Source organism: Vibrio misgurnus (genome assembly GCF_029635775.1).
GTDB classification, from domain to species: domain Bacteria; phylum Pseudomonadota; class Gammaproteobacteria; order Enterobacterales; family Vibrionaceae; genus Vibrio; species Vibrio chanodichtyis.
Window position 1 is genome coordinate 237,001 of sequence record NZ_CP113241.1, and the last position, 12,866, is coordinate 249,866.

A 12,866-nucleotide genomic window follows, 5' to 3' on the forward strand; every position below is an offset into this window, starting at 1 on the left:
GAGTGGGATCTGGCATTGGTGGATTGAGATTGATGACTCAGTATACCCAAAGCTAGGCATCAGGCGAGCCTGCGATGTCAAAAGTTTGCAATTCTGCGGGTAATTTCTATCGGCTTAATATGCAAAAACGCCCTGAAGATCCAGGGCGTTGAGGATTTTTGCTATCTGCTGTACTTAGCGGTACAGCACTTGGCCTGACATATCGGCCGGAATGTCCATCTCTAACAGAGACAACATGGTTGGCGCGAGATCTGACAGCTTACCGTTGTCTTTCAGGCTCAGCGTTTGATTACCCACATAGATCAGTGGGACAGGCAAGCTGGTATGCGCAGTGTGTACACCGCCGGTTTCTGGGTCGATCATCATTTCCGCGTTACCGTGGTCAGCGGTGATCAGCAGTTGACCATCCACTTCTTTGATCGCTTCAACCACACGGCCAATACACTCATCGACCGCCTCACACGCTTTCACCGCGGCATCATACACACCAGTATGGCCGACCATGTCGCCGTTTGGATAGTTACAGATGATCGCATCGTATTTACCCGATTTGATCGCCGCGACCAGTTTGTCAGTCAGCTCTTTTGAGCTCATTTCTGGTTGCAGATCATAGGTCGCCACTTTTGGTGAAGCCACCAATTGACGCTCTTCGCCTGGGAATTCGTTTTCTACGCCACCGTTGAAGAAGAAGGTCACGTGGGCATATTTCTCAGTTTCAGAGATGCGTAGCTGAGTTTTACCCGCTTTTGATAGCCATTCACCGTAAGTATTTTCCAGTGAGGCTGGGCCAAACGCACACTTCAGTGGAATGTCTGCGGCGTATTGAGTCAGCATCACAAAATTAAGCGCAGGGTAAGATTTACGGTTAAAACCAGTGAAATCAGGTACAAAGGTACGCGTGATTTGACGCGCGCGGTCAGCACGGTAGTTCATAAACAGCAGCGCATCGCCATCTTGCATCGCGGCGGATTCTTGGCCAGCCGCACGAATTTCAGTCGCTTTCACGAATTCGTCGTTTTCTTCACGAGCGTATGCTGCTTGTAGCGCTTCAACCGCAGAGTCACAAGTCAATTCACCTTGTGCCAGCGTGAGCAGATCGTAGGCTTTTTCCACGCGATCCCAGTTGTTGTCTCGGTCCATTGCGTAGTAACGGCCCACGATAGAAGCAATACGGCCTTTGCCTAGTTTGGCAAATAGATCTTGGAAGCGTTGCAGTGATGCTTGTGCGCTACGTGGTGGCGTGTCACGGCCATCAAGGAAGCAGTGCAGATAAATCTTTTCTGCGCCGCGGGCTGCTGCCATTTCTACGGCGGCATAGATGTGATCTTCGTGCGAGTGTACGCCACCTGGAGACATCAAACCCATCAGGTGAACGGCTTTACCTGCCGCGACCGCTTTATCAATTGCAGCCACCAGAACTTCGTTTTGTTGGAATTCACCATCCATGATCGCTTTGGTGATGCGAGTTAGGTCTTGGTAAACAATACGGCCAGCACCGATGTTGGTGTGACCCACTTCTGAGTTACCCATTTGACCATCAGGCAGACCTACGTCCATACCTGAAGCTGAAATCAGAGTGTGAGGGTTGTTGGCCATTAGGCTATCCATCACAGGTGTACGCGCATTGTTGATCGCATTATTTGCGTTGTCTTCGCGGTAACCCCAACCGTCTAGGATCACCAGAGCCATTGGCTTCTTAGCTGACATAGTTCTAACCTCGTCAAAATCAAAATAACTGAAACATAAAATTAGCGTAATTTTACTACAATTCAGGCGCTTTGCATCCCGTTAAGATCAATGATTCTCTCTATCATTGCAAGTAAATGTAGCCTATTGATCAATATGGACATTAAGTATCGACATTAGGTTACCAATAAGCCAGTGCCCGCTACGGCAATGATGGCGCCTAACCAAGCATAGCGGTTTGGGCGCTGTTTGCTGTACCACCACAGTAGTGGTAGCAACATTATGGGGGTGGTGGAAGAGAGTAACGCGACCATGCCGACGTTACCCTCACGCAAGGCATACAAGATCAACGTCATGCCGATTGCCATTGCCATCAAGCCGTTGAGAGCGGTGATAAGAAAAATTGAGAAGGTGATAGGTTGGCTCGGCCGAGCGATTGACACGCCAGTGAGGTAGAGTACTGTGTGCGCCGCAAAGGCGGTGATCATGCGTATTGCTGAGGCCGCGATTGGATCAATTGCGGTTTGCATCACCGGTTTGGCAATGATCCCGCCAAGGGCTTGGCATAGTGCGGCGATGAGCCCTAAGCTAATGCCAATCCAGAGAGGGCCATTAACATTATCGAGATGGGTGGCCGCTTGCTGACGGCGACCAAAGAAAATTGCCAGTAGCACCCCAGCAAATACTAGGCTTGAACCGAGCAACTCTTGCCCTGTCATGCTTTCGCTAAACAGAAAATACCCCAGTAGTGCAGAAAATACCGCATGACAGGAAAACAGCAGCCCAGATTGTCTTGGCCCCATGCGATTAAGGCAAGCGAACAGCGCGGTATCGCCGATAAAAATCCCAATCAATCCTGATAGCATCATTGCTGGGATCGCTTCGTGGGTGACTGTCGGCCAACCGCCGGAAAAGATGGCAAAGATAATCAGGATGATGGAGGTGCACCCCATCCGCCAACGGCTATAAGCAAATGGACCGAGATGTTTGGCGGGAGTGATAGAAAGTAAACTGGTGAGAGCCCAAAGCGCGGCGGCAGCCAGTGCCAGCCATTCGTAACCCATGACATTATCCTTAGCGGTTTTTGGGCTCTCAATATGCCATTTGCGATCTGTAAAACAAAGTGAATTTCAGCGTTGGCGGTACAGTATGACCTTGCTGCGTGAAGCGTTGCAGCAAGGTCTCCGTACCCGCGTTCTCTGTCATGCTTATCCGAGCATGAATGCCACCAGATAGACAATGCCCAGTCCAACGATACCGAGGATCAGCCCGGTTTTGGCCATATCTTTGCTTTCAATAAGACCGGTCGAATAGGCGAGCGAGTTAGGGGGCGTTGACACGGGTAAAATCATCCCAAGTGATGCGGAGAAAGCCACGACCACTAACAGCGCTTGTAGGCCGCCAATTTGCTCAAGACTGCTCATTGAAGTGCCAATCGCGGCCGCGATCGGCATGATCAAGTTGGCGGTGGCGGTATTTGACATAAAATTGGCCATTAGCCAACAGACCAGAGACAGCACAATCACAATCAGCATTGGAGAGAGTGATTGGTAGTCGATCGCGTGGGCTAACGCTTGGGCAAGGCCGGTTTGTTCAAGGCCGATGCCAATAGCGATCCCACCAGCCACTAACCACAAAACATCCCAGTTGATCTGTTTCAGCTCTTCTTTGCCCATAATGCCAGTCAGAGTAAACATCGCCAGTGGAATAATCGCCACCACATAAGTGTTCATGCCATGCCAGGTGGTGGTCATCCACAATACGATGGTGATGGCGAAGGTGAAGTACACCAGCATCGCACGCCAGCCACGTTGAAATTCACCTTTCAGCTTGAGCGTCATAGTGGCTTGTGAAGAGGGGAATAGCTTTTGGAGCAGGAACCAAGCAATGGTCAGTTGTACCAATACAAACGGTAAACCCATCATCATCCAAGATAGAAAATCAATGCTATTTTCACCGGTCAAATATTGCAGCGCAATCGCGTTAGGCGGGGTACCAATCGGGGTGGCAATACCACCGGTATTGGCGGCGATCGGAATGCACAATACCAGAGCTTTGATGCCTAAATCACCTTTCGGTGCTGAGGCGACGATCGGGCCAAGTAGCGCCAACATCATCACCGTGGTGGCGGTGTTGGACATAAACATTGAGAAAACAGAAGTGATCAACATTAAGCCGAGCATGATGTATTTCGGTTGGTGGCCAAACGGTTTCAGCAGTACCCGCGCTAAGTTGTTGTCCAATTCGTATTTGGATGCCGCGATGGCTAAGGCGAATCCACCCATGAACAGAATGATGATCGGTGAGGAAAAGGCGCTGAAAATGTCGGTGTATTTCAGCAATTCACCGAGTGGATGGGCAGGATCGGCGGCGCGAAATCCATGTAACCCTTTATCGGAAATCATGATCAGTTCTAGGGCAATGATCAGAATCGAAGTGGCAAAAACAGGAACCGGCTCTAACACCCACAGCAGGGCGGCAAGTAGGAAAATGGCTAATAAACGGTGCTGCACCAAGGTTAATTCTTGGATTGGAATGGCATCAATCGGCATCAGCAATACGCCAAGCGGCAGTAAGAAACAAATCAGCAGTTTGACGAGCAGACCTCGTTGCAGTGGCGGCATTGGCATTTCCTCTTAACTTAAGTTGAATGCCTAGAGTACGCGACGGTCATTGAGCGGTCTTAGAGGGGGGTTAAAATTTTGTCTTTTGCAGTCGACAACAGTGCAGATGTGTGGCGAACTTCAAAAGTCCACCCTCCTATCGAGGCAGGAAGGTGGAGAGATAAGATTAAGCTTGTGCGGCGTAAGGCTGACCCATCCGAGTCGTCACACCATGTGCCATACTCTCATCAAAGTGGATGGCTTGTTTGGCAAACAGGTTGATCACGGTTGAACCGAGTTTAAAGCGACCCATTTCTTGACCTTTGGTCAAGATCACCGCTTGATTACCCTCGGCTGGATAATCCCAACGGTAGACGCTGTTACCACGCGGTGGGGTGACCGTGCCTGCCCATACCAGTTCAATGCTGCCGACAATGGTCGCACCGACCAGTACTTGAGCCATTGGGCCAAACGCCGTATCAAAAATGCACACGACACGCTCGTTGCGCGCGAACAGATTGGGTACATTTTCTGTCGTCAGTGGATTGACAGAAAACAGATCGCCCGGCACGTAGATCATCTGACGTAACGTGCCATCACATGGCATATGGACTCGATGATAATCACTCGGTGATAGATACAGAGTCGCAAAATCCCCATCCTCAAACTCAGCAGCCAGCTCTGCATCGCCGCCTAATAATTCTTGGGCGGAGAATGTATGACCTTTGGCTTGGATCAGTTTACCTTCTTCGATAGGGCCAAATTGGCTGACACGCGCATCGGCAGGATGCGTGATCACTTGTTCGCCTTCTGCGATTGGGCGAGCGCCAGCTTTGAGCTCACGTACAAAGAAGTCATTAAACGTCTTAAAATAAGTGGGATCAGAGTGTAAAGCCTCGTCCATATTGACGTGATACTGTTTGATGAACCAGCGGATGATGGCGGTGGTTAGGCGGCCTGCACGCGCAGATGCCAGCTTACCGACCAAACGGGTCAGGCCATGTTGTGGGATCCAATATTGAAGTCCAACTTTTATCTTATCCATGGTTTACATTCCAATACGTGAGTGATGGGCGCAAGATGTTACTGAAAATCCGCGTGACTGTCAGTAGGTGCACTAAACTTACTAACAATTTGCCATTACAGATCGGCTTTTTTACTGCGCGAATACTGTCGATTGGCTTTATTTTCGGTCATGCTCTGTACGATACGGTGATAGTTTTCGAAACGTTGTGCACTGATTTCGCCTTTAGTCAGCGCAGCACGTAACAAGCAGCCTGGATCATCTCCATGTTTACAATCACGGAATTTGCAGCCACCTAAATAGGGCCGAAATTCGACATAGGCGGTGGTGACATCTTCGGTGGCGAGGTGCCATAGGCCAAATTCACGCACTCCTGGTGAGTCAATCAAATTACCACCACTAGGGATATGGTAAAGCCGAGCCGCGGTTGTAGTATGTTGCCCTAAACCTGATGTTGCAGAAATCGCGCCTTCTTCTACATACTCTTCTAGCTCCGGAAGCAGCGCATTGACCAGACTCGATTTGCCGACCCCCGATTGACCAACAAACACATTGGTGCGATCACGCAGTGTCGCTTCAAGATCAGTGATACCTTCACCGGTGACTTTACTTACGTACAGTACGTTATAACCAATGGCCCGGTAATCATTAAGCCAAGTGGTATATTGTGCACGCAGCTCAGGGCTGAGTAGATCGATTTTATTGAGCACAATTAATGGCGCAATGCCTAAGGTTTCGGCGGCAATTAAGTAGCGATCGATAATATTCAAAGAGAGTTCGGGCAACACCGACGAGACAATCACCATCTGATCGACATTCGCAGCGACGGGTTTGAGTCCATCATAATAGTCCGGGCGTACCAACACAGAGCTGCGCGTTTCCACCGCCTCAACCACACCAGAAATTCCGGCTAGCGTTTCTGCACCTGGCCGCCACAGTACTTTGTCGCCAGAGACTAAGCTTTCGATCCCACGTCGTAAATTGCAGCGGTGAATGACACCCGTTGCAGGATCTTCAATATCCGCATGTTGACCAAAGCGGGTGATCACTAACCCAGATTGAGCATTGCCGAGTAGCGTCTCATCCCAAACGATAGACTCTTCTTGCTTGAGTTTTTTGTGTTGGTTGCTTCTAACTCGGCGGACTTGGCCTTGAGTGAGCTTTTTCTTTTTTGCCACAGTGTTCTACTTACTCTCTGCTAGATAGGGGGTATCAAATCTCAATGTGATACGTATCCTGTCGATCGGAATTTGGGTATAGTACCTCTTTTGTGAATAAACCCCTATAGGCGCACTATTATGTCTTTTAGCGATCAGAATCTGATTTGGATTGATTTAGAAATGACAGGGCTGGATCCTGACAGCCACAAAATCATTGAGATGGCGACCATTGTGACCGATAGCGAGTTAAATATCTTGGCGGAAGGCCCGGTGATCGCGATTCATCAACTAGACGCAGAATTGGCCAAAATGGATGAGTGGTGCACCAGCACGCATACCGCGAGCGGTTTAGTGGCGCGAGTAAAAGACAGCCAAGTTAATGAACAGCAAGCAGTGGCGTTGACCATCGATTTTCTCAAGCAGTGGGTGCCGGAAGGCAAATCACCGATCTGTGGCAACAGTATTGGTCAAGATCGACGCTTCCTTTATCGCCATATGCCGGATTTAGAAGCGTATTTCCATTACCGTTATATCGATGTCAGCACGATTAAAGAACTGACTCGCCGTTGGCAGCCTGAGATCCTCAGGCAGTTCAGTAAAACGGGTAGTCACCTCGCATTGGATGATATTCGCGAGTCGATCGCTGAGCTTCAGTTTTACCGTAAAACGGTATTTCAGATTTAAAACTGCGTTTTTCGCCCCTCAAAGCGCATAAAACTTCAACGCTTTGTCTGCTTTTTCGGCGCTTGAAAAAAAAAAGAGTTTTTTTCTCAAGAAGCTCTTGCATCACCAGAAAATGCTCTTATAATTCGCAGCCCTAAACGACGGAAAACGTTGTTGATGCGACACTAGCTCAGTTGGTAGAGCGCAACCTTGCCAAGGTTGAGGTCACGAGTTCGAACCTCGTGTGTCGCTCCAAATTTAAAGTTGTCAGCGTACTTAACGATGAATGCGCCACTCGCTCAGTTGATGAGCGCAACCTTGCCAAGGTTGAGGTCACGCCTTTTGTTTTAAAGCAGTGAACCTCGTGTGTCGCTCCAAATTAAAGCTCTCACGGTGCTTAACGGTGACACAACATGGACGCGGGATGGAGCAGCTTGGTAGCTCGTCGGGCTCATAACCCGAAGGTCGTTGGTTCAAATCCAGCTCCCGCAACCAAATTCTAGCGCAGATGCTACGGCGTCTCGATGAATGCGACACTAGCTCAGTTGGTAGAGCGCAACCTTGCCAAGGTTGAGGTCACGAGTTCGAACCTCGTGTGTCGCTCCAAATTTAAAGTTGTCAGCGTACTTAACGATGAATGCGACACTCGCTCAGTTGATGAGCACAACCTTACCAAGGTTGAGGTCACGCCTTTTTGTTTTAAAGCAGTGAACCTCGTGTGTCGCTCCAAATTAAAGCTCTCACGGTGCTTAACGGTGACACAACATGGACGCGGGATGGAGCAGCTTGGTAGCTCGTCGGGCTCATAACCCGAAGGTCGTTGGTTCAAATCCAGCTCCCGCAACCAAATTCTAGCGCAGATGCTACGGCGTCTCGATGAATGCGACACTAGCTCAGTTGGTAGAGCGCAACCTTGCCAAGGTTGAGGTCACGAGTTCGAACCTCGTGTGTCGCTCCAAATTTAAAGTTGTCAGCGTACTTAACGATGAATGCGCCACTCGCTCAGTTGATGAGCGCAACCTTACCAAGGTTGAGGTCACGCCTTTTTGTTTTAAAGCAGTGAACCTCGTGTGTGACTCCAAATTAAAGCTCTCACGGTGCTTAACGGTGACACAACATGGACGCGGGATGGAGCAGCTTGGTAGCTCGTCGGGCTCATAACCCGAAGGTCGTTGGTTCAAATCCAGCTCCCGCAACCAAATTCTAGCGCAGATGCTACGGCGTCTCGATGAATGCGACACTAGCTCAGTTGGTAGAGCGCAACCTTGCCAAGGTTGAGGTCACGAGTTCGAACCTCGTGTGTCGCTCCAAATTAAAGCTCTCACAGTGCTTAACGGTGAATGTGCCACTCGCTCAGTTGATGAGCGCAACCTTACCAAGGTTGAGGTCACGCCTTTTTGTTTTAAAGCAGTGAACCTCGTGTGTCGCTCCAAATCTAAAGTTATCAGCGTACTTAACGATGAATGCGCCACTCGCTCAGTTGGTAGAGCGCAACCTTGCCAAGGTTGAGGTCACGCCTTTTTATTTTAAAGCAGTGAACCTCGTGTGTGGCTCCAAATTAAAGCTCTCACGGTGCTTAACGGTGACACAACATGGACGCGGGATGGAGCAGCTTGGTAGCTCGTCGGGCTCATAACCCGAAGGTCGTTGGTTCAAATCCAGCTCCCGCAACCAAATTCTAGATAAGAGACTGTGCTTTAAGCGCAGTCCTTTCTTTTTTAGGGTGTTAAGTTTTTGGCTAGCCCCCTTTTCTATAATGCTGAGAAGCATCATCTCAGATGAGGCCAATTGAACCATTGTTCAATCTAGTCACTCTCATCTCTTGAATAATTTTTTAAATCACCAGAAGTCTGTTGGATATCAGCAGATTCGGCCTACTTTACCTTATTCATTAACAGACTTATCCACAAAAATGAGATGTGGATAAAGTTGTTCATAAACTATCTATCATGACGTTTTCAGTTGACATCCTTAAGGATCTTTGATTGTTCAGTTGAAATCGACCCGATGAGCATTGCCTTAATTCATTGTTTTTATTTGATTTATTGTGGCTTTTGGCGATGGGTTATCAAATTTGAAGATCATTGCCGTATAAAAAGTTGATCCTGGTCATTTCCAAGAGCTGTGATTAACTTTATTTCGTGATAGAAAACGGCGTCTAATTAAAAATGTTGTCCACATTACGCAAATTGGGATGGGCATCAAACAATCATGGCTTTGATTGTTGGATTCACTCTATTTAGGCATCCCGTGGCAGGCCTTTTTCAATAATACGAATTAAACGTTGATATTGGCGTGAGGTTGATGTTTTTTGGCCCTGTTCAGCCAAAGCCCAAGCAATGTGTTCATCCAATAGTGGATTCTGTCCCTGATGTCGTTCTAATGTTTCCACAATACGTGGAGAATAAGGGGCATTGCCCATAGCAATAATTAAGTTGCGTCGCCATTGTTGATGGCCTATACGCCGGATGGCCGAGCCTTCCATTTGCTTGAGAAATGTCGCTTCATCCCACTCAAATAAGTTCACCAAGTCAGGTTCAATGAGGCTTGGCCGACGATGAAAATCACTTTGCTGAGTTAATGGTGCAAAACGATTCCAAGGGCAAACTAACTGGCAATCATCACAGCCATAAATTCGGTTGCCGATCGGACGGCGAAACTCAAGCGGAATCACACCCGAATATTCAATGGTGAGATACGAGATGCAGCGCCGTGCATCGACGACACCTTCTGCGATGATTGCGTTGGTCGGGCAACTGGTCATGCAGGCGGTGCATTTACCACACTGATTCTCGCTCGGTTGATCAACCGGTAAGGGAATATCGACTAACAGCTCACCGAGAAACGACCAAGAACCACTGTCTTTATCTAAGATCAGCGAGTGTTTGCCGCTCCAACCTAATCCAGCTTTTTGTGCCAATGGCCGTTCAAGGATGGGTGCAGAGTCAACAAAAGGGCGATAACTGAGTTGCCCTACTTCTTGTTCAATTTTTTCGCCGAGTTTTTTCAGTTGGTTGCGCATTAGCTTATGATAGTCGCGCCCGAGCGCGTAGCGGCTGATATACGCCTGAGAGGGATCGCGCAAGTTAGCAGCAAACTGTGCTTGAGGTGGCAAGTAATTGATCCGAGCGCTGATCACGCGCAGAGTACCAGGTAGTAATTCAGCTGGACGAGCGCGCAGCATACCATGTCTGGCCATCCAATCCATCTCACCGTGATACCCAGCATCGAGCCAAGCTTGTAGCGCGGGTTCATGCTCACGCAAATCGACATCACAAATCCCAACTTTTTCAAAGCCGAGTTGGATCGCCCATTGCTTGATTTTGTCTGCCAGTTGTTGGTAGTCCATCACGGGGTCTCACGATAAGGGCCGAGGATCTTAGCGGATCTTGTCCGCTTGTTCTAGCGTTAATCTCAGGTGCCCTAACCAGTATATTTTTCGGTTTGTTAACAGAACAGATCTTGTCTCTCAATTCCAACCCAGTTTACTATTCCGGTTCTTTTGATTTCTTTATAGTCAGTCATGACCTTGTTGAGAAAAGCGTAATGAATAGCAAGATTTTTCCCCTAAACGATGAGCAAGCTACATTGGAATTAGGTCGTGCGCTGGCCGCGCTCTGTTCACAACAAACGACGCTTTATCTGCATGGTGATCTTGGTGCCGGAAAGACTACCTTTAGTCGTGGTTTTATTCGGGCATTAGGCCACCAAGGCAATGTAAAAAGCCCTACCTATACTCTGGTGGAGCCTTATCAATTAGGTGAGTGGCAGGTTTATCACTTTGATCTTTATCGCTTAGCGGATCCAGAAGAACTCGAATTTATGGGGATCCGTGATTATTTTACTGACGATGCGATTTGCTTAGTTGAATGGCCAGAGCAAGGTTACGGGCTGCTCCCTAAGGCTGATCTTGACCTTGATTTACGTTATGACGGAGAGCGGCGCATTGCCACGCTGACGGCTAATAATGAATATGGATGTGACCTTTTGAGTCAGTTGGAGTTATGTTGAACGTTCGTCGTTTGGTTTTGCTACTGTGTGGATGGGTGTTATTCAGCATCGCGCCTCAAACTTGGGCTAATAGTCTAGAGGGGGTGCGAGTTTGGCCTTCGCCTGATGAAACGCGAGTAGTTTTGGATGTGACATCCGAAGCCGATTTTAGCTATTTTACTCTTAGTTCACCTGAGCGTTTGGTGATCGATCTCAAGCAGAGTTCTTCGCGTGCCAAGTTGCCTGTCAATGTGACGGACAGTGGCATTTTATCTCGGATCCGCGCCTCCACACCGCCAGAGAAAAGTTCATTTCGGTTGGTGTTTGAACTTAAGCAGAAAACAACTCCCAGTTTATTTAAATTAGCTCCAACTCCAGGTGGTCAGTATGGACATCGACTAGTGATCGATCTGCCACACGGAAAAGCCAATCAGGACCGTGTGGTTAGCACGCCGAGTACCACTGCGGTACAAGTGAGTAAAGATGCCTCTCAGCTGCTTGGTAATGAAGATATTGTGGTAGCGATTGATGCCGGTCACGGTGGTGAAGATCCAGGTTCCATTGGTCCAACTCGTAAATATGAAAAAAATGTCAACTTAATCATCTCTAAGAAGCTGGCCGATCAATTGAATACGGTGCCTGGCATGAAAGCGGTGTTGACCCGTCGTGGCGACTATTCGGTAAATTTAAATAAACGCACGGAAATCGCGCGCAGCAGCAAAGCGCATATTTTAGTCTCGATCCATGCTGATGCATTCCATACACCTCAGCCTCGTGGCGGTTCAGTGTTTGTGCTCAATACACGCCGCGCTAATACGGAAATTGCGCGTTGGGTTGAAAATCATGAGCAACAATCCGAGTTGCTTGGTGGGGCAGGGGAAGTACTATCGAAAACCAATAATGACCGCAACGTGAGTCAGACCTTGCTTGATTTGCAATTTAGCCATTCGCAGAAAGAGGGCTATAAGCTGGCGACCAATATTTTGCGTGAAATGGGTAAGGTCGCTCATCTGCATAAAACAGAGCCGGTGAATGCCAGCCTCGCAGTATTAAAATCACCTGACATTCCATCGGTACTGGTTGAAACCGGATTTATCTCTAATCCGGCCGAAGAGCAGTTGCTGTTCCAGCGTAGCCATCAAGATAAATTAGCTCGCGCGTTAGCTAAAGCGATTGTGCAGTATTTTGAAGCCAATCCACCAGAAGGTACGTTGTTTGCTAACCGTGGTAAAACGCAAATCCACCAAGTGCAGCGCGGCGAGTCATTAGGAGTGATCGCCAATCGATATGGTGTCACGGTAGATGCGCTCAAGCAGGCGAATAAACTTAAATCGGCAACGATTGCGGCGGGACAGAAACTGACGATCCCTGCGTCAGCCTCGGCAAAACCGATCGCTGTCCCAGTTGTGACCAATCCGGTCGAAACGGAAACCATTATCCATGTGGTGAAAGCGGGAGATTTTCTCGGTAAGCTGGCAAGCACTTATAAAGTGTCGGTTGCGGCGATTAAAAACCAGAATAATCTCAAATCGGATACCTTGGTTCTTGGCCAAAAGTTAAATATTACCGTGAGTTTACAAGATAAGCCGCTGCGTAAGCATAAAGTCCAGCGCGGTGACAATCTGAGTAAAATCGCTGACCACTATAACGTCAGCATTGCCAATATCCGCCAAGCTAATCAGTTACGCTCCGATCAACTGGCTGTGGGGCAGCAACTGATCATCCCGAATAAATAACTGA

General features: G+C 48.5%; 9 protein-coding genes and 9 tRNA genes. 12 read left to right on the forward strand and 6 right to left on the reverse strand.

What is annotated here, in order from left to right:
- Positions 1–174: 174 nt before the first annotated feature.
- From gpmM to rsgA, 5 genes are all read right to left on the reverse strand, one after another.
- Positions 175–1,707, reverse strand: coding sequence for a 2,3-bisphosphoglycerate-independent phosphoglycerate mutase (gene gpmM / locus OOK74_RS01115; protein ID WP_278182954.1), 1,533 nt, complete (start codon positions 1,705–1,707; stop codon positions 175–177).
- Between the two features lie 155 nt (positions 1,708–1,862).
- Positions 1,863–2,750, reverse strand: coding sequence for a DMT family transporter (locus OOK74_RS01120; RefSeq protein ID WP_278182955.1), 888 nt, complete (start codon positions 2,748–2,750; stop codon positions 1,863–1,865).
- A 144-nt stretch (positions 2,751–2,894) separates the two neighbouring features.
- Positions 2,895–4,310 carry an SLC13 family permease gene (locus OOK74_RS01125; protein WP_274723597.1) on the reverse strand — a complete coding sequence of 472 codons (1,416 nt, stop codon included), beginning with the start codon at positions 4,308–4,310 and terminating at the stop codon, positions 2,895–2,897.
- A 166-nt stretch (positions 4,311–4,476) separates the two neighbouring features.
- Positions 4,477–5,334 (reverse strand): archaetidylserine decarboxylase, encoded by an 858-nt coding sequence (gene asd / locus OOK74_RS01130; RefSeq protein WP_278182956.1) that lies wholly within the window; start codon positions 5,332–5,334, stop codon positions 4,477–4,479.
- 95 nt (positions 5,335–5,429) lie between these two features.
- Positions 5,430–6,491: a small ribosomal subunit biogenesis GTPase RsgA gene (rsgA, locus tag OOK74_RS01135; protein ID WP_278182957.1), complete on the reverse strand. Its 1,062-nt coding sequence runs from the start codon at positions 6,489–6,491 to the stop codon at positions 5,430–5,432.
- Positions 6,492–6,611: 120 nt separating this feature from the next.
- Here rsgA and orn point away from each other — a divergent pair, with 120 nt between their 5' ends.
- From orn to OOK74_RS01185, 10 genes are all read left to right on the forward strand, one after another.
- The gene (gene orn / locus OOK74_RS01140) at positions 6,612–7,157 is read left to right on the forward strand and encodes an oligoribonuclease (protein ID WP_278182958.1); all 546 of its coding nucleotides are present in this window, start codon (positions 6,612–6,614) and stop codon (positions 7,155–7,157) included.
- A 158-nt stretch (positions 7,158–7,315) separates the two neighbouring features.
- Positions 7,316–7,391, forward strand: a tRNA-Gly gene (locus OOK74_RS01145).
- Positions 7,392–7,554: 163 nt separating this feature from the next.
- Positions 7,555–7,631, forward strand: a tRNA-Met gene (locus OOK74_RS01150).
- Positions 7,632–7,666: 35 nt separating this feature from the next.
- A tRNA-Gly gene (locus OOK74_RS01155) sits at positions 7,667–7,742 on the forward strand.
- A 164-nt stretch (positions 7,743–7,906) separates the two neighbouring features.
- Positions 7,907–7,983: transfer RNA gene (locus tag OOK74_RS01160), tRNA-Met, on the forward strand.
- A 35-nt stretch (positions 7,984–8,018) separates the two neighbouring features.
- Positions 8,019–8,094, forward strand: a tRNA-Gly gene (locus OOK74_RS01165).
- Positions 8,095–8,258: 164 nt separating this feature from the next.
- Positions 8,259–8,335 (forward strand) — tRNA-Met (locus OOK74_RS01170).
- A gap of 35 nt (positions 8,336–8,370) precedes the next feature.
- Positions 8,371–8,446: transfer RNA gene (locus tag OOK74_RS01175), tRNA-Gly, on the forward strand.
- 157 nt (positions 8,447–8,603) lie between these two features.
- Positions 8,604–8,692 (forward strand) — tRNA-Gly (locus OOK74_RS01180).
- Between the two features lie 41 nt (positions 8,693–8,733).
- A tRNA-Met gene (locus tag OOK74_RS01185) sits at positions 8,734–8,810 on the forward strand.
- Between the two features lie 565 nt (positions 8,811–9,375).
- Here OOK74_RS01185 and queG read toward each other — a convergent pair.
- Entirely contained in the window at positions 9,376–10,485 is a 1,110-nt protein-coding gene (gene queG / locus OOK74_RS01190; RefSeq protein ID WP_278182959.1) for a tRNA epoxyqueuosine(34) reductase QueG, read from the reverse strand.
- Positions 10,486–10,682: 197 nt separating this feature from the next.
- Here queG and tsaE point away from each other — a divergent pair, with 197 nt between their 5' ends.
- Entirely contained in the window at positions 10,683–11,147 is a 465-nt protein-coding gene (gene tsaE / locus OOK74_RS01195; protein ID WP_274723647.1) for a tRNA (adenosine(37)-N6)-threonylcarbamoyltransferase complex ATPase subunit type 1 TsaE, read from the forward strand.
- Positions 11,141–12,862, forward strand: coding sequence for an N-acetylmuramoyl-L-alanine amidase (locus tag OOK74_RS01200; protein WP_278182960.1), 1,722 nt, complete (start codon positions 11,141–11,143; stop codon positions 12,860–12,862). The genes tsaE and OOK74_RS01200 overlap by 7 nt, the downstream gene beginning before the upstream one ends.
- Positions 12,863–12,866 lie beyond the last annotated feature (4 nt).